Consider the following 15,441-nt stretch of genomic DNA (forward strand, 5'->3'; position numbering starts at 1 on the left):
ACTGGACCACCGGGCCACTCGACCGCGCCCGCCACAGCAGGCTCGAACGACTCAACTACCAACTCTCCGCCTGAACGAATTGGGCAGCAGGGTCGTCAAGTGTTCGCCGGTTGCTGCGTGGTGACGGGCCGTTCCTCGAAGCGAGAGAAGCGGCGAACGCCGTGGCGGTGGTGGTCACCACCGCCACCCGAAGCCCACCGAGGAGCCCGGCAGCTTGATCGTTCTCAAGTTTTCCGCGGTGAACTTGCCCCAGGAACCGCCTGATACCAGCCTATCGAGGAGGACATGCTCCGCGTCGCCGGTTCGCTGCAGACCGGCAAGGTGCGGGTGTACGACCTGCTGCGGATGATGACCGGGCCATCGACCGCCCAGGCCTCATCGGTGCTTGCCGCCTCGTCGACTCTGTGCGCGGAGCCTGCCGCTCTTGCCCACTGCGCGGCCGCGGCGGAGCGTGCAGACATAGATGAGCAGGAGCCCGAGTACGCCGATGAGGCATGCCCAGTCCCAGTTAAATACCCAATCGCCTGACGCGGTTCTGTCAGGCAACGGATCAAACGAAGGAACCTGGCACTGTGCGACGTTGCCGCTGTCCGTGACCTGGCAATTTCTACTACCGTCTCTGCCACCGGTTACAGCTTCCACGGTCGCGGCGGCCGACATCAGCAGACCAGCGATCAGCGCTCCGGCCAGTACGAGGAGGGAGTACATGGCGAGCATGCCTCGGTTGACGTGTGTGGCCACTGTGCCCATCGCTGTGCCCATGGCCGCAGCCGTCTCCCGCTGGGTCAGCCTCTACGTGTTCCGCCGCGACGGGCTCGGATGATCTCAGCCTGGCCTCGCATCCGGTTCCGGTAAGCCATGCTGTCGAGCAGCTTCTTCACGCTGGGGAGCAAGATCCCGATCCCCATCAGCACTGTGCTGACGATCTCCACCACGTATCACCTCCAAGTTTGTGGCCGTCAGCACCCCGTGAGGCAGGGTATTGCCGTCCAGCCCCTGAAGAGCGATGCGTCAGGATTTCTCATGACACGCCAGTACAAGATTCTTCCCGGGAGCGTGACCAGCGACCGCTCGATATGTGCGACATCCCGCAAGTTCCTCTGAGCTCCGCCGAGAGCTTGCCCCTGTGGCCAGGGGCTTCTTGCTCCGTCGGGTGCTCTTCCGTCCGGTGACGGAACTTCTGGATTCTTGAAGCTTTCTCATCTTGTCCGACCGATCCGTGGTCTGAGCGAAGGCGAGGAGACTCGGGCTGGCAGCACTGGCAGTCGCAAGAGGCCCTCGCAAGCATCAGGCACCGGCAGGCCGCCCGTAACCCGGCCCGGCGGCGAGACGCCTCCTGCGCGGGGCGATGGCCGGGGCGGGACCGGCAGCCGTCGACCTCGTCCGGGGAGCGACCGCTGATCGCCGCACAGAGGTGACTGGTCTTGCGCTCGGCGACACTGGGCCCGCGCAGATGAACGTAGTTTCTGCCGTTCCTGGGGAAGCTATTTGATCTTCGCGGCGATGGTCCGGACGAACTCAGGGAGCACATCGTCCCGCCAGACGAAAGGTGCTGGGGCCAACTCGCCCTTGAAGGTCACGCTGCTCTGCCCGCCCACGGTGAACAGCAGCGGACCTTTGCGGCAGTTCCAACTTCCCTCGTAGAGACCGGTGATGACGCAGTGATCCGCGCCCTTCGCACCCTGGTTGGTATTGGTTCCTGACCCGACGCGATCTCCGTAGCCGACAATCAACTTGGGGTCGGCCACGGCCTCGATGCGGAACCAGAACTGGGTAGCGGCGTAGGTCTCGCCCGGAAGGCGCATGCTGTAGAGGCACTGGCCGGACTCGGACCTGTCACTCTCCTTCCACGAGGAGTCCGCAGCGAAGTCCTTGATCGACAAAGCGTTGATCGGACGGCTCTCCTGTTCGATGTCCTTGGCGCCAGGGAGGATCGCCTTGATCTCCTCCTGGTCCACGAACGAGCACGCGTCCGGCCACTGATTCGCGGCCAGGATTGCCCCACCCTTGAGTTCAGGAAGGTTGACAGTCGCATCTCGGGGGGCGGCCTTGCCTATCGCAACATCACCCTCGGACGGCATGTACGTAGCGACCAGGAGCGTCAGCAGCACGACATTTGACATCAACAGGGTGAGCACCATGGCTCTGTTCTTCCACATGGCGGCCGATTCTCCCCGAGGAGCGAGCTGATCGTCGACCGCATCCGCCACACCGACGCTCGCGTTCTGCACCCCCGGCCGTCTACCAGCGCATCCCGAGTTGATCAAGGTCTGTCCGGTGCTGCTCGGGGAGCTTCGCGGCGCGTTTGCGGACGTTGTCGAGCCACGTCCCGAGCTTGACCACCACACCCCCGTCAGTACTGTCGTGACGGCCCGACAGCACGTCCCCCGACGCCAGGTGCTCAGCATGCTTGCGGGGTACCCGCAGATGCCCTTCCCGGGCGTGGAACTGCCGTGCCGCCGCGAGGTTGAGGGCCCACATGGTGTCCTGCGTCCGTTTCACCGGCCGCTCGTCTTCCTCGGCCGATGTGATCTTGAGGGTGTTCTCCAACAGCCACCGCTGTACAGGCAGAAGCTGCTCCCACCCGAACCGCTGCGCCGTGACCCAGCGTCCGAGGTCCTCGCCCTGGACGACGCTGTCGCCCGCAGCCTCCGGGAGCGTGCCGCCGGCCTGGACGTGGTTCTGGACGAGGCGGTAGCAGCGCTGCCACCCGGTCTCCCAGGCAGGGCACCATCCCGGGCCGATCGCGTCCAGCTCATCCTGCCGGGCCTCGGTCATCGCTCCGGCCGCCGAGGGGACGGGGCGGCCGGCCGCGCGCAGCTCCTCGTTCTCCCGCGCCCTCCGGGCTGCCGCGCGGGCGTTCTTCGCCCACACCCCGATCGGATGCCCCTCCCACGTCGCGGTCGTCGGGGGGAGGAAGTGGCCGTGGGCGGCGGCGTACTCCTTGGCGACGGCGACCCGTCCACCCAGGCCGCCTCCTGCTCCGACCACACCATCCCGAGCTGCTCCAGCTCGGCCACCCGCCCGGCCGTCAGCGTCCCGGCCGTGTAGGCGCGTCGCTGGTCGGCGATCCACTGCCCGAGCGGATACCCGCCGACCCCGCCCCAGTCCTCCGGCGTGACGACCGTGTACGGCACCCGCAGCACACCGTTCCCGGTCTCCCGCAGCCACCGTCCGGCCGCCTCGATCCCGCGCCGCCAGTAGGCGCCCTCCGGGTCGATGACCCGCAGCCGAACGAACTGGGCGAGCACGGCCGGGTCGCGTTCCTCACTGAACCGCAGCACCCCGGCCGCAGCCTCGCTCACCCGCCCCCCCGTCCCGTCTCCGTCCTCCAGGACGTCTTCACCGCCGTCGTGCTCCTGGTCGTGGTCGTCGGTGTTCTCCCGGCCGCTGCGGATGCGAGGGTCGGCCAGTGCCTCGATGGTGTCCGTGTCGTGCGCCCGCAGGGTCCCGAGGACCTTCGAGAGGCTCTTGTAGGCGTTCGACGTCACCATTTCATCGGCGCTTTCGCCCGGCCCGAGGAATGCTGGCACGATCAGCGTCGCGAGTTTCCCGCGCCCGTGGGAGTCTTCGCTTCCTTGTCTGGGGTGGTTCTCGGTTCGGTGTCCGGTCTTGGGTGCTGTGGGCCGGGTTGATTCGGTTTGTTTCATGGGGTGTTGAGCGTTGATGGCCGGGCGCTGGTGTTGGACAAGTTGTGAGGATTGGCTGGTCACTGGGTGAGGATTACCTGGTCAGGGGAGTGAGAGCTCCCACTGGTGACCGTACGGCGACGCCTTGGCGGACCGTGAAGTCAATACGCCTGTGACAGAACGAAGACGTCGCGGAGGACCGCCTGTAACTCGGTGCGAGATACAAATGCTTCCGACCACATGCACCGCGCTACTCCTGGGGGAACACCGTGAAGTACACCCGCATCACTGCTCTCGCCGCCATCGGCGTCGCCGCCACCCTCTCGCTCACCGCCTGTGGCAGCGACGGCTCCGGGAAGGACTCGTCCTCCAAGGGCTCCTCGTCCTCGTCTTCTTCGTCCTCGGACGGTGGTTCGAAGTCGGAGGGTGGCTCGGGCTCCGGCAGCTCGGAGGCCAGCAACGCGAAGTCGGGCTCCGGTGAGGGCACTGAGGCCCTCGCGGACGCCGCGAACGGCGCGACGGAGACCGGCGGCAAGGTCACGTTCTGCAAGACGGAGGACCTGGCCATCGACGCCACGGACGCAGCGCCCGACAAGGACTCCGGCAGGATCGACATCACCATGATCAACCGGGGTTCGACCACCTGCTCGGCGACGGGCTTCGCGGGCGTCGACATCAAGGACGCCGACAACACCTCGAACCCCATCGAGCGCGGCCACGCCCAGCCGCGTATCACCACCCTGAAGCCCGGTGACGCCGCTGTCTTCGACCTCGCCTACGACATCGACAACACCGGCGACAGCCTCGCGTCCCCGACCAACATCCTGGTGACGCCCCCGAACGAGACCCACACCGTGAGCCTGAAGTGGCCCGCGGGTGCGGGGGAGATCAAGGGCGCCTACACCGACGTTCAGGTCTACCCCACGCACACGACCAAGTAGGGCGGTGCCCGCTGAATCGCCCCGGGTTCGGCAGAGATCTCAGATTGTGGTTGTGACCTGGGGTTTCGTGAGTTCCCTGTAGTAGTTGGCTTCGTGCTCGGCGGGTGGGATGTGCCCTATCTCTCCGTGGAGCCGGCGATGGTTGTACCAGTCGGCCCACTCGGCGGTGGCGAGCTCGATCTGGGAGAGCGTCTTCCAGGGCCGCTGGGGTTTGGTCAACTCGGTTTTGCAGAGGCCGATCGCGCTCTCCATCAGGGCATTGTCGTAGGCATCGCCAACCGAGCCGATGGAGGCGGCGATGCCGGCGGCGTCCAGATGCTCGGCGAGCCTGAAACTCGTGTACTGCCCGGACTCAATCGGTTGTCGCAACACCGGCTTCTTGAGTCAAGAGTAGGTGTTCGTTGAGGGCTTCAGCGGGTGTCTTCCATCCGAGGGTTTTGCGGGGGCGGCTGTTGAGGGCGAGTGCAACGGCTGCGAGGTCGTCTGTCTGCCATCGGGACAGGTCCGTGCCCTTCGGAAAGTACTGCCGCAGCAACCCATTCGTATTCTCGTTCGTGCCGCGTTGCCACGGGCTGTGCGGGTCCGCGAAGTAGATCTCGAGGCCGGTGTCGACGCGGAGCCGGGCATGCTGTGCCAGTTCTTTGCCGCGGTCCCAGGTCAGCGAGCGACGCAGCTGCTCGGGCAGCGTGGTGATCGTGGAGGCGATCGCGTCCCTGACGGCCTCGGCACCCAGACCGGCCAGCGCCGGCCCGTTCTTCACCCTCGGTTCGGTGTCAAAGCCTTCCATCCGGGGCAGGTGCAGCAACATGGTGAACCGGGTCGTGCGCTCGACCAGAGTACCGATCGCGGACCAAACCGGTCACGACGGCGGCGGCGATGATCCTGCTCGACGAGTGCAGGTTGTGCCTCGACGATCCGGTGGACCCGTGGCTCCCCGAACTCGCTGACCGCCGGGTGCTGAAGCGGCCCGACGGCCCGCTGGAGGAGACCGTGCCGGCCCGGCGGCCGATCACCGTACGGGACCTGCTGACCTCCACGTTCGGGCTCGGAATGGATTTCGATCTGCTGGACTCCCTGATCAGGGCCGCGACCTTCGAGCGTCTCGACTACAGCGTGGCGTCCGGGCCGGCGCCCGACCCGGACGAGTGGATGCGCCGCCTCGGCGAGCTGCCGCTGTCGTACCAGCCCGGAGAGCGGTGGCAGTACGACCTCAGCAACGAAGTGCTCGGCGTGCTTGTCTCCAGGGTCACGGGGCGGCCGTTGGAGACGTTCCTGCGCGAACGCGTCCTCGATCCGCTGGGGATGAAGGACACCGCCTTCCACGTGCCCGCCGGCAAGATCGACCGACTGCCGCCCCTGTACGGGCCCGATCCGCAGACCGGAGAGTTCCTCGTGTGGGACGAGGCGGAAGGCGGAAGGACCAGCCGGCCTCCGACATTCCAGGGCGCCGGCGGCGGGCTGGTCTCCACCGTCGACGACTACCACGCCTACTTCCAGATGCTGCTGAATAAAGGCGTGCACGGCAGCGAACGGATCTTGTCCCGGCCCGCCGTCGAGCTGATGACCACCAACCGCCTCACGCCCGAGCAGCAAGCTGCCCGGGCCACCATGTACAGGAACATCGCCCACATCACGGTCGGCCAAGCACAGCAGGGCGGCTGGGGCTTCGGGATGGCGGTGCGCACCCATCGTGGCGACCACACGCCCATCGGCCAGTTCGGCTGGGACGGCGGTACCGGCACCACCGCCTATGCCGACCCGGACAACCAGCTCACCGGAATCCTGCTCACCCAGGTCGGGATGTCCACCCCGGACTCGGCCCGCCTTGTCCACGACTTCTGGACCACGCTCTACCAGGCCATCGACAACTGACACCGAGCTCACTGAGCTCGGTGCGGCCGGTCCACATGCGCAGACGGACGGGTCGGCCAAGGTAGCGGCCCCGGCAAGGCGCTCACTTCCGCTTCCCACTTGGTTCAGGATGGGAGCGAGTGGGGCGACGAGCAGCCCTGGCCGATTCCAGAGATCCCCATCAGTGCTCGCCGCCCGGGTCCAGGACGCGCACGCCGCCCGCGTCTGGGCGCCGCTCGGCCACGGCAACTGGGCGTCGTACTGCGAGGCGGGGGAGCCGCTCACTGTCCTGTCGCTGGAGCCCGAGCTGTTACCTGGAGCGACTTCGTGTCGCACACTGAGCGGGGTAGTTGGCCACTGAGCGCGATAGCTGGCCACTCTGGCGCTCAGTTTTTGCGTGGAGGAAGAACAGGGACCCGGCGCGGTGAATGCACCAATTTCGGGCGTACCTGGTCCGCTGCGGAGGTAGGAACGCGGAAGGCTGATTGCCGGATCCTCCGTGCAGCCATCGGGGCCCCTCCCGGGAACCGGACCCGAGCGATGCCGTGGTGATCAAATCGTTGCCGCACCGCGTACAACCGTGTACAGCCCTCTCCTGTCCCACAGTCAGCCGCGAGGATGAACCTCCGGCCGGTGCGCCTGCGCGTTCGGTCCAGGCTGCAGGGGAAAGGGCGAGCTCGAAGATGGGGAAGACGATGTGGAAAGCGGTGGTGGCCGGTGGAGCGGCGGTCGTGTTCACAGGGGTGGCGGCGGTGCCGGCTGGGGCGGCTGGGGCGGCGGAGGGCGGGGTCTCCTTCACCCGGGTCTCGGTGAACGGCGGGAAGCCGATCGTGATCGGGGTCAAGGAGGAGGTCGAGGTGCATGCGGTCTTCCGGATGACGACCAAACTCAGATACGACTTCGGGCCGACGGTGTTCCCCTACCGGGGGAAGCCCGACACTGGGGACACCCTGCACAGCTCCATCATCACCAGCGACTGCAAGGTCGTGGACAGGGCGAAAGGAATCTGCGACTTCGAGGAATGGCTGTACATCGACCCGCAGAACCATGACTTCGGGAACGAGGACGCCGGCACCTGGCGAACTGCTGCTCGGGTCTTTCTCGCCGGCGACGCCCACGACACTGACGACAAGGACCTCCCGTTGCAGGTCAAGCGGGCCACACGCGTCACTGTCAACGCCTCGCCGGAGCCGGTCGCGAAAGGGAAGACGATCACCGTGACCGGGCGGGTCACACGCGCGAACTGGGACACCCACACGTACCAGGGGTACGCGGGCCGAACGGTCAGCCTGCAGTTCAAGGCGGCGGGCGCCTCCTCGTACACAACGGTCAAGAAAGCAACGTCGAGTAAAACGGGGGCGCTCAAGACCACGGTGAAGGCCACCGGGCCGGGGACATGGCGGTGGACGTACTACGGGAACTCCACCTCCGGGGCGAAGTCGTCGACCGGGGATCACGTCGCCGTGCGGTAGGCGACGTGCGCGGACCGCCTCCCCTTCCAGAAGCGTCATCATCCGGACCAGCCGGACCGGGGTACCTCGTCGACATGTGGCCGACCTCGCAGAAGTCGGAACTCCTTGTGCTCAAGCAAGTCCGATCCCCTGGGCTGGCTGACCTAACACCGCTCTGAAGTCCGCTCCCTGCGAGCGATGTGCGCGGCGCAGAACCCTGAGCGCGCTACTTGGCCAGGCTGGCCAAGTAGCGCGCTGGGACTGCTGCACGGATTGGTGACAGTGGGGTTTCATGCCGCGAGGGCTGCGGCGGGTTTCATGGTGGTCTCGAACTCGATGGGGGTCAATCGGCGCAGCCGTAGTTGCCGACGGCGCCGGTGGTGGGTCCGTTCGACCCACGTCACGATCGCGGTGCGGGGGCTTCACGGGTGGCCCGGGTGCGGCGGTCGAGGACGTTGTTCTGCAGGAGTGCGAAGAAGGATTCCATGGCCGCGTTGTCGTCGGCGGCGCCGACTCTTCCCATGGACCCGACGAGGCAGTGGCGGTTCAGGGCGTGGATGAACTTCCTCGACCTGAACTGCGACCCGCGATCCGAGTGGACAACGCAGCCGGCCACACCCTGGAGACGTTCCTCAACGTCCAGCTGGGCCGGGTGTACGAAGAGGTCGGCGAGACTGGTGAGACGTCCTTCGCCATGCGGGCTCTGCTCTGCCTGGTCTGAGCTCCGTCGTCGGGCGTCGGTCACGTAGCCGGGACGGTTGCGCGGCCGGCCGTCCAGAAGATTCCGCCACGGCCGTACCGCCGCCGTGCCCCCTCGTGCGGCACTCCTTGACCGTGCGAGGGGGGACACGCCGTTCAGCGCCTGGGCCGGCGGCCGGTCACCCCCGGCCGAGGGCTTCGCTGTAGACGCGCATCGCCGACAGGATGTGCTCCTCGGCCGCCCGGCGGGCGGCGTCCTCGTCTCCGGCGATCATGGCCCGGCATATTTCCTGGTGCTGGGTGAGCACGGTCCGCGCCCACTCTCCGTCGGAGAGGTTCGACACCGTGGAGATCGCGATGCGGTCCCACACCCGGTGCAACGCGTCCGTCAGGAACGCGTTGCCGGGAGCTTGGCCGAATGCCCGGTGGAAGGCCAGGTTGGCCCGCGCCGACTGCTTCGCGTCGCCCTCGGCAACCGCTCGCTCCACCTCTTCCGCGGCCTTCTCGATGTCCCGGAGGTGCGCGGGCGCGATCTGCCCGGCCGCTTGCAGGCGGGCGGTCTGGGCTGCGGCCAGCCCCTCCAGCACGGCGCGCAGATCGTAGAGCTGCTCGATCTCGTCGTTGCTGAGCGTCGCCACCGCGACCCCGCGCGCCATCGGTACGACGAGACCGTCCGCCTGCAGGCGGCCCAGGGCCTCGCGCACCGGCGTGCGGCTCACTCCGAGCTCCTGCGCCAAGGCGGCCTCGGTGAGTCGCTCGGCCGGCGCGAGCTCCCCCTCCGCGAAGCGCCGGCGCAACGTCAGATACACGATGTCGGCGCTGCTCGCCGCCGGGTTGGAAAGCGATCCCATGTGGTCCACGGCCAAGAGCATACAGGGTGTGCATTGCATGCAAAGGGCATGCCTAATTACGCATCAATCGTTGACATGCATTGCATGCAGTGCATACCTTCGCTCCCACGAAGGGAGGTGGTTGCGACGTGGCGACCGATCTGTGGGAGCTCGGGCTCTTGGCCGTGGTCGGCCTGCTGGCCGGCGCGGTGAACGCGGTGGCAGGCGGGGGCTCGATGATCTCCTTCCCCGTACTGGTGGCCATGGGTGTCCCGCCGGTCACGGCGAACGTCACCAACTCCGTCGCGGCCCTGCCGGGCTATCTCGGCGGCTCGCTCGGCTACCGGGCCGAGCTGACGGGCCAAGGTCGGCAGGTCCGTACATTCGCCCTGGTCAGCATCCCCGGTGCGATCGGCGGGGCGCTCACCCTGCTCGCGGTGAGCGACGAGGTGTTCCGCGCCGTCGTGCCGTGGCTGGTTCTCGCGTCCGCCGTGATGCTCGCCGCGCAACCCCGGGTCGCCGCCCTGGCGGCGCGGCACGGTGCCAGGTCGAGCCGGATCGGACTGTTGTCCGCGCAGTTCGTGGTGGCCTTCTACGGCGGATTCTTCGTCGCCGGGCTCGGCATCGTCATGCTGGCGATGCTCGGCGTCTTCTTGACCGACACAACACATCGGCTCAACGCCCTCAAGAGCGTGCTCTCGCTCATCGTCGGGTCGGTGTCCGCTCTCGCGTTTGTCGCTCTCACCTCGGTGGCCTGGGGCCCTGCCCTGCTCCTGGCCGTCACCGGACTCGTCGGCGGCCGACTGGGCGTGTCGGCCGCGCGGCGAATATCACCATCGGCACTGCGCCGGGGTGTCGCCGTGTGGGGTGTGGGTGTAGCCATAGCACTGGAAGTGAGCCTGTATGTTTCCTGAACCTGAATCCGACCTGCCCGAACGCGGGGATCTGGTCCTCAGCGGTGTCACCGCGGTCACGATGGACCCGCGCCTGGGCGACCTTGAGCACGCGACGGTGACCGTGACCGACGGTGTGATCACCTCAGTCACCACCGATGCGGACGCGGCCACCCCACCGGGCGCCACGGTGATCGACGGAAGCGGACTCATCGCGCTGCCCGGCTTCGTCGACACGCACTGGCACCTGTGGAACAGCCTGCTGCGCGGCTCCGTGAGCGACGCGCCCGGCCGCGACTACTTCGCCGTCAAGCGCGCGCTCGGCCCGCACCACAACCTTGAGGACTTCTACTGGGCCGCCCGGTTCGCCCTTGCCGAGGCGATCACCGCCGGCATCACCACCGTGCACAACTGGGACCACAACGTCCGCTCGCCCGAGGACGCCGACGTCAACGTCAAAGCTCAGCTCGACGCCGGTGTCCGCGGCCGGTTCTCGTACGGACCGCGCGACTCCACCCCGGCGGATGAGCCGATGGACCTCGACGACCTCCGGCGCTTCTCCGCGCGCTGGCCCGCCGAGCGGCTCGACGGCCTGCTGGACTTCGGTGTGGCGCTGCGCGGCCCCTACCGCACCCCCAACGGGGTCTGCCGCAGCGAATGGGGAGCCGCCCGTGAGCTGGGCCTCCCGATCACCATGCACTGCGACCGCTGTCTGCGCGAGGAGGGCTGTCGTTCCTGCGGCCTCACCCGGCTCGCCGACGAGAACCTGCTCGGACCCGACGTGCAGATCGTGCACGCCGTACACGCCTCCCCGGACGACATCGCCGCGCTGGCAGCCACCGGCACGCGCATCTCGCTCAGCCCAATCACCGAGATGCGCACCATGGGATTCCCTCTGTTCAGCGAGCTGTTCAAGGCCGGGGTGCCGGTGTCGTTGTCGACGGACACCCTGGCCATGCCGACCGCACCCGACGTGTTCACGACGCTGCGCACCGTGGAGGCCGTCGAAGCCGCCCGAACCGGATCGCCCGAGGTCACCCCGCGCCGGCTGCTGCAGATGGCGACGCTCGACGGCGCGCACGACCTCGGCATCGGCGACGTGACCGGGTCGATCACCCCCGGCAAGCGGGCCGACCTGCTGCTGATCGACGCCCGCACCCCCAACCTCCTGCCGTCGGGCGACCCCGCCGAGGCACTGGTCAGGCAGGGCCGGGCCACCGACATCGTCACGGTCGTCGTCGACGGCCGGGTGCTGCTCGACCGCGGCCGGCTCACCCAGCCCTCGGCGCAGGCCGCGATCTCCGGTGCCGATGACCGCCGTGACGTGCTCGTCGCGCGGTCCCGTGCCGCCGGTGACTGGAAATGAGGCCGCCCCGTGGCAGCGTTTCCCGCGCGGCCACAGCTCTCCCGTCGATCACGATCCGGGCGGTGTGCGGATGACCATCAGCGCGGCATCGACCCGGCCCGCGACCCGCGCGATCGTGGGATTCCCCGCCGTCGCCATGTACGCCCTGCTCCTGCTGGCGTACTCGGTGAACGCGATGGACCGGATGGTCTTCCCCGTCCTGCTCCCCGAGGTCCGGCACGAGTACGGATTCAGCCTCGACCAGTCCGGCCTGCAGTCCACGATCTTCGCCCTGGGAATGGGGATCGTCGGCATACCCGCCGGAATCGCGCTCGCCCGCTTCGGCCGCAAGATGCTCGTCGTCGTCGGCACCAGCATCTTCTCCGTCGCGACCGTGCTGACGGTCTTCAGCGCCGGCTTCGCCGACATGCTGCTGTGGCGCATATGCTCCGGCGTCGGTGAAGCACTGCAGCTGGCCGCGATCCTGACCGTCGCCGCCGGAGCCTTCCCACGCCACCGGGGACTGGCGATCGGGGCGGTGAACATGGCGTTCGCCACCGGGTCGGTCATCGGTCCCTGGGCAGCGACCGCCCTCCTGGAGCACTACGGCACCTGGCACGCGCCGATGTTCGCGTTCGGCGGGCTGGGCCTGCTGGTGACCCTCGCGGTGGCCCTCTTCGTGCCGCGCCGGTTCACCGAGGCCACCGGTACGCAGACGCGGGAGCCCACCGTCGGCGGGTCCCCGTCCCTCCTGAGCTGGAACCCGATACTGCTCGCCGTCATCACCGTGCTGTTCGGGCTCGCCGACTTCGCCTACATCGGCCTCTACGCCACCTACCTGCGCGACGAACTCGGCTTCACCTCGGGCCAGGCCGGTCTCGCCATCGGGCTGTCCGGACTGGCCGCGTTCGCCTCCCCCCTCGGCGGCTGGCTCACCGACCGGATCGACCCGCGCGTGTGCATCGGCTCGATGAACGCGCTGGCGGCCGCGTCGGCGGCCGCCCTGTTCCTGGGCCCGCACGATGTGGCCTGGCATGCCGCGTTCTCGTTCCTGTTCGGGTTGTTCGCCAGTGGCGGGACGTACGTCGCCCTCGCCGGCCTGCTGGTGAAGTCCGTCCGACCCGCCATCGCGGGACACGGCTCGGGCATGTTCATCACCTGCGTCTACATCGCCGCCGGCGTATCCGGCTGGGTCTTCAGCCAGTTTGTGTCCGCCCTCGGATGGACCGGCGCCGGACTCCTGCAGATCGCCGGCTTCTTCCTGGCCGGCGCGCTGCTCGCCCTCCTGCTGCGCCCGGCCCTGTTCAGCACCACAACCCGATCGGAGCTCTCATGACTCTGTTGTTCACCCCGCCGACCGTGTCGGTGCCCGTCACCGGCATCGCCGAGCGTTTCCCCCTACGCCGCGTCTACTGCGTCGGCCGCAACTACGTGGACCACGTCCGGGAGATGCGCGAGGGCGACGAGCGGGACGATCCGTTCTTCTTCCAGAAGCCGACCGACGCGGTCGTGCCCGGCGACGACCAGGTGCCCTACCCTCCCCGCACCTCCGACTTCCAGTTCGAGGGCGAACTCGTCGTCGCGATCGGCGCCGAGGGCGTGGACGTACCGGTGGCACAGGCGCTGGACCTGGTGTACGGCTACGCCGCCGGCATCGACCTGACCCGCCGCGACCGCCAGCGTGACTGCCGGGACCGGCAGATCTCCTGGGAGGCCGGCAAGTCCTTCGACGCCTCCGCGCCGTGCGGCCCGATCACCCCCCGCGCGTCGGTGGGCGACCTCGCCGCGGCCGAACTGCGGCTCGATGTCAACGGCGAGGCCCGCCAGCGCACCCCGCTCGCGCTGATGATCTGGAACGTCGCCGAGATCATCTCCCACCTCTCCACCGACTACCGGCTCCGCCCCGGTGACCTCATCTACACCGGCACGCCCGCCGGCGTCTCCGCGATCGTCCCGGGGGACGTCGTCCACGTCGAGATCAGCGGCCTCACGCCCCTGTCCGTCACCATCACCGAGAACGGAAGCCACCGCGATGCCAAGTAACGCCCGCATAAGGCCCAGTGAGCGGATCGACTACGACCCCATCGAGGGACGCCGGGCCCTGCAGCTTCCGGGCGGGGCGCGGGTCGCCGTCTGGCTCATCGTCAACATCGAGGAGTGGTCGGACTCCGAGCCGATGCCGCGCACCGTGCTCTCCCCGCCGGCCGGCGGGGTGCCCTCGCCGGACGTACCGAACTGGGCCTGGCACGAGTACGGCAACCGCGTCGGATTCTGGCGGATGCTGCGGGTGATCGACCGGCACGAGATCCCCGCGGTCCTCGCCGTCAACGGCTCCGCGATCTCCGCCTACCCGCAGATCACCGAGGCCGCTCTCCAGCGCCGGTGGGAGTTCATGGGCCACGGCTTCACACAGAAGAACATGCAGAAGGTGCCCGACGAGCGGCTCGATATCCAGCGCACCCGCGACGCGATCACCGCCGTCATGGGCAAGCCGCCCCGCGGCTGGCTCGGCCCCGGTCTCACCGAGACCTGGGAGACCCCCGACCTGCTGGTCGAGGAGGGCTACGAGTACGTCTGCGACTGGGTGCTGGACGACCAGCCGACCCAACTGCGCACCCGCACCACCCCCATCGTCAATGTGCCTTATACACAGGAGTGCAACGACGTGGCGATGATGCTCATTCAGCACCACTCCGCCGAGGAGTATCGGCGCCGTGCCGTGGACCAGTTCGACCAGCTCCTCGCCGACGCCCGCGCCGACGACTCCGCGCGCGTCATGGCACTGGTCGTCCACCCCTACATCATGGCCGCGCCACACCGGCTGAAGTACCTGGACCAGGCCCTGGAATACATCCGCGGCCACGCTGAGGCGACCTTCCTCACAGGCGAGCAGATCCACGACTGGTACCAGGGCCAGACCGCTTCTGAGTGACGGTCCCGACCGTCAGGGGAAGCGGACCAGAGCCCCATGGTCTCCGTCGACTCCTCAGGACGGCTGACCGCGCCGCCGCCCAACGGATCACCACCACGCTCCTGCGGGACGCCACCCCTGGTCCCACGGGAGAGACCTCACCGCCATCCGCGTGCGGTCCGGCGAATGCGATCCGGAGCATCGAAAGGGTTGCTGATCCGGGAGAAACCTCCCGGATCAGCGGCCTGCGGCACGCGAACCCGGCGTCCGGGAGTGGACGCACCACACCCGCCGCCGGTGGGACGCCGAGATGCGAATGCGCTGCTGGGCAGTGATCCGGCGCATCAGAACCACACGGGCAAGGCCATGACGGCGAGGGCAACAGGCAGGGCGGGGAAACTGATCTCCGAGTTCTGCGAACTCGGCCGTATTTCCGACCAGGACGCGTTCCACGTCCACATCCGCAGCTGACCGCCGGAGATGGGCCGGTGACGGCCACTCCCCTTTCCGCCGAGGGTTACATGGGGAACGAGCGTGACGTACCTGTTCGCCCGCCCGGAGAACACCGCCACCTCGATCGCGAAGCTCCTCGGTGTCTCCCGTAACACCATCTACAACTACGTGCCCGAACTGAAGGGCGGTCGCCTCGCGCTCGCCGAGAAGACCAACACGGCAGAACTGCCCCGGCCGTCCAGGTCAGGGGACTGATCACCGCCGGGCCTTGACCCAAGGCCGGGTAGTTAACGTTTTCGCAGGTCATGCGCGCCAGTTGAAAGATTTCCGACGCAAGAGCAACGGAGCTCGTTGGTACAGGCAGTCGTCCAAGACAGCTTGTACTCGAGGAGCTCCGTTGCCGTTTCATCATGTCCTGCCGGCCTCGGTGATGGCCAT

The 15,441-nt window shown here is 67.9% G+C and carries 15 protein-coding genes and 5 pseudogenes; 12 read left to right on the forward strand and 8 right to left on the reverse strand.

The window, feature by feature from the left end:
- The first annotated feature begins 285 nt into the window (after nt 1-285).
- The gene (locus tag ACFVX4_RS39995; protein WP_389987794.1) at nt 286-528 is read left to right on the forward strand and encodes a hypothetical protein; all 243 of its coding nucleotides are present in this window, start codon (nt 286-288) and stop codon (nt 526-528) included.
- A gap of 956 nt (nt 529-1,484) precedes the next feature.
- Here the strand turns inward: ACFVX4_RS39995 and ACFVX4_RS40000 are convergent.
- From ACFVX4_RS40000 to ACFVX4_RS40015, 4 genes and pseudogenes are all read right to left on the reverse strand, one after another.
- A complete protein-coding gene (locus ACFVX4_RS40000; protein WP_389987797.1) occupies nt 1,485-2,231 on the reverse strand; it encodes a hypothetical protein in 747 nt (248 codons plus the stop codon).
- Nucleotides 2,232-2,241: 10 nt separating this feature from the next.
- On the reverse strand, nt 2,242-2,778 hold the full coding sequence (locus ACFVX4_RS40005; RefSeq protein ID WP_389987832.1) for a helicase associated domain-containing protein: 537 nt from the start codon (nt 2,776-2,778) through the stop codon (nt 2,242-2,244).
- An 18-nt stretch (nt 2,779-2,796) separates the two neighbouring features.
- Nucleotides 2,797-3,171, reverse strand: a pseudogene (locus tag ACFVX4_RS40010) (hypothetical protein); the annotation flags it as partial.
- Nucleotides 3,054-3,650 (reverse strand): annotated as a pseudogene (locus ACFVX4_RS40015) (helicase associated domain-containing protein); the annotation flags it as partial. The pseudogenes ACFVX4_RS40010 and ACFVX4_RS40015, both read right to left, overlap by 118 nt.
- A 248-nt stretch (nt 3,651-3,898) precedes the next feature.
- On the opposite strand from ACFVX4_RS40015, the gene ACFVX4_RS40020 reads away from it, so the two are divergent.
- Nucleotides 3,899-4,570 (forward strand): DUF4232 domain-containing protein, encoded by a 672-nt coding sequence (locus ACFVX4_RS40020; RefSeq protein WP_389987800.1) that lies wholly within the window; start codon nt 3,899-3,901, stop codon nt 4,568-4,570.
- 39 nt (nt 4,571-4,609) lie between these two features.
- Here ACFVX4_RS40020 and ACFVX4_RS40025 read toward each other — a convergent pair whose 3' ends face one another.
- Both ACFVX4_RS40025 and ACFVX4_RS40030 read right to left on the reverse strand, forming a co-directional pair.
- Nucleotides 4,610-4,939 (reverse strand): integrase core domain-containing protein, encoded by a 330-nt coding sequence (locus ACFVX4_RS40025; protein ID WP_389987803.1) that lies wholly within the window; start codon nt 4,937-4,939, stop codon nt 4,610-4,612.
- A pseudogene (locus tag ACFVX4_RS40030) lies at nt 4,923-5,420 on the reverse strand (IS30 family transposase); the annotation flags it as partial. The gene ACFVX4_RS40025 and the pseudogene ACFVX4_RS40030, both read right to left, overlap by 17 nt.
- On the opposite strand from ACFVX4_RS40030, the pseudogene ACFVX4_RS40035 reads away from it, so the two are divergent.
- Nucleotides 5,414-6,442: pseudogene (locus ACFVX4_RS40035) on the forward strand (serine hydrolase domain-containing protein); the annotation flags it as partial. The pseudogenes ACFVX4_RS40030 and ACFVX4_RS40035 overlap by 7 nt on opposite strands.
- Nucleotides 6,443-7,104: 662 nt before the next feature.
- Nucleotides 7,105-7,893: a hypothetical protein gene (locus ACFVX4_RS40040; protein ID WP_389987806.1), complete on the forward strand. Its 789-nt coding sequence runs from the start codon at nt 7,105-7,107 to the stop codon at nt 7,891-7,893.
- 269 nt (nt 7,894-8,162) lie between these two features.
- Here the strand turns inward: ACFVX4_RS40040 and ACFVX4_RS40045 are convergent.
- A pseudogene (locus ACFVX4_RS40045) lies at nt 8,163-8,482 on the reverse strand (IS3 family transposase); the annotation flags it as partial.
- On the opposite strand from ACFVX4_RS40045, the gene ACFVX4_RS40050 reads away from it, so the two are divergent.
- Entirely contained in the window at nt 8,468-8,593 is a 126-nt protein-coding gene (locus tag ACFVX4_RS40050; protein WP_389987809.1) for a hypothetical protein, read from the forward strand. The pseudogene ACFVX4_RS40045 and the gene ACFVX4_RS40050 sit on opposite strands and share 15 nt — an antisense overlap.
- 157 nt (nt 8,594-8,750) lie before the next feature.
- Here the strand turns inward: ACFVX4_RS40050 and ACFVX4_RS40055 are convergent, their stop codons facing one another.
- A complete protein-coding gene (locus ACFVX4_RS40055) occupies nt 8,751-9,422 on the reverse strand; it encodes a GntR family transcriptional regulator (RefSeq protein WP_389987835.1) in 672 nt (223 codons plus the stop codon).
- 128 nt (nt 9,423-9,550) lie between these two features.
- Between ACFVX4_RS40055 and ACFVX4_RS40060 the strand changes: the two genes are divergently transcribed.
- The 7 genes from ACFVX4_RS40060 to ACFVX4_RS40090 all read left to right on the forward strand — a co-directional run bounded on the left by ACFVX4_RS40060 (nt 9,551) and on the right by ACFVX4_RS40090 (nt 15,258).
- On the forward strand, nt 9,551-10,315 hold the full coding sequence (locus ACFVX4_RS40060; protein ID WP_389987812.1) for a sulfite exporter TauE/SafE family protein: 765 nt from the start codon (nt 9,551-9,553) through the stop codon (nt 10,313-10,315).
- A complete protein-coding gene (locus tag ACFVX4_RS40065) occupies nt 10,305-11,660 on the forward strand; it encodes an amidohydrolase family protein (protein WP_389987815.1) in 1,356 nt (451 codons plus the stop codon). Before ACFVX4_RS40060 ends, ACFVX4_RS40065 begins: the two co-directional genes overlap by 11 nt.
- Nucleotides 11,647-12,975: an MFS transporter gene (locus ACFVX4_RS40070; RefSeq protein WP_389987818.1), complete on the forward strand. Its 1,329-nt coding sequence runs from the start codon at nt 11,647-11,649 to the stop codon at nt 12,973-12,975. Before ACFVX4_RS40065 ends, ACFVX4_RS40070 begins: the two co-directional genes overlap by 14 nt.
- On the forward strand, nt 12,972-13,682 hold the full coding sequence (locus ACFVX4_RS40075; protein WP_389987821.1) for a fumarylacetoacetate hydrolase family protein: 711 nt from the start codon (nt 12,972-12,974) through the stop codon (nt 13,680-13,682). The genes ACFVX4_RS40070 and ACFVX4_RS40075 overlap by 4 nt, the downstream gene beginning before the upstream one ends.
- Complete coding sequence (locus ACFVX4_RS40080) at nt 13,672-14,571, forward strand: polysaccharide deacetylase family protein (protein ID WP_389987824.1); 900 nt, start codon at nt 13,672-13,674, stop codon at nt 14,569-14,571. The genes ACFVX4_RS40075 and ACFVX4_RS40080 overlap by 11 nt, the downstream gene beginning before the upstream one ends.
- A gap of 276 nt (nt 14,572-14,847) precedes the next feature.
- Nucleotides 14,848-15,021, forward strand: a complete 174-nt coding sequence (locus ACFVX4_RS40085; RefSeq protein ID WP_389987827.1) for a hypothetical protein — start codon at nt 14,848-14,850, stop codon at nt 15,019-15,021.
- Between the two features lie 63 nt (nt 15,022-15,084).
- Entirely contained in the window at nt 15,085-15,258 is a 174-nt protein-coding gene (locus tag ACFVX4_RS40090) for a hypothetical protein (protein WP_389987829.1), read from the forward strand.
- Nucleotides 15,259-15,441 lie beyond the last annotated feature (183 nt).

The organism is Streptomyces sp. NPDC058240, assembly GCF_042882135.1.
GTDB lineage: Bacteria > Actinomycetota > Actinomycetes > Streptomycetales > Streptomycetaceae > Streptomyces.

Bases quoted from the DNA above. Each gene is read 5' to 3' on its own strand.
- ACFVX4_RS39995 (WP_389987794.1), top strand. From the start codon at position 286: ATGCTCCGCGTCGCCGGTTCGCTGCAGACCGGCAAGGTGCGGGTGTAC.
- ACFVX4_RS40005 (WP_389987832.1), bottom strand. From the start codon at position 2,778: ATGACCGAGGCCCGGCAGGATGAGCTGGACGCGATCGGCCCGGGATGG.
- ACFVX4_RS40040 (WP_389987806.1), top strand. From the start codon at position 7,105: ATGGGGAAGACGATGTGGAAAGCGGTGGTGGCCGGTGGAGCGGCGGTC.
- ACFVX4_RS40055 (WP_389987835.1), bottom strand. From the start codon at position 9,422: ATGGGATCGCTTTCCAACCCGGCGGCGAGCAGCGCCGACATCGTGTAT.
- ACFVX4_RS40065 (WP_389987815.1), top strand. From the start codon at position 10,305: ATGTTTCCTGAACCTGAATCCGACCTGCCCGAACGCGGGGATCTGGTC.
- ACFVX4_RS40075 (WP_389987821.1), top strand. From the start codon at position 12,972: ATGACTCTGTTGTTCACCCCGCCGACCGTGTCGGTGCCCGTCACCGGC.
- ACFVX4_RS40080 (WP_389987824.1), top strand. From the start codon at position 13,672: ATGCCAAGTAACGCCCGCATAAGGCCCAGTGAGCGGATCGACTACGAC.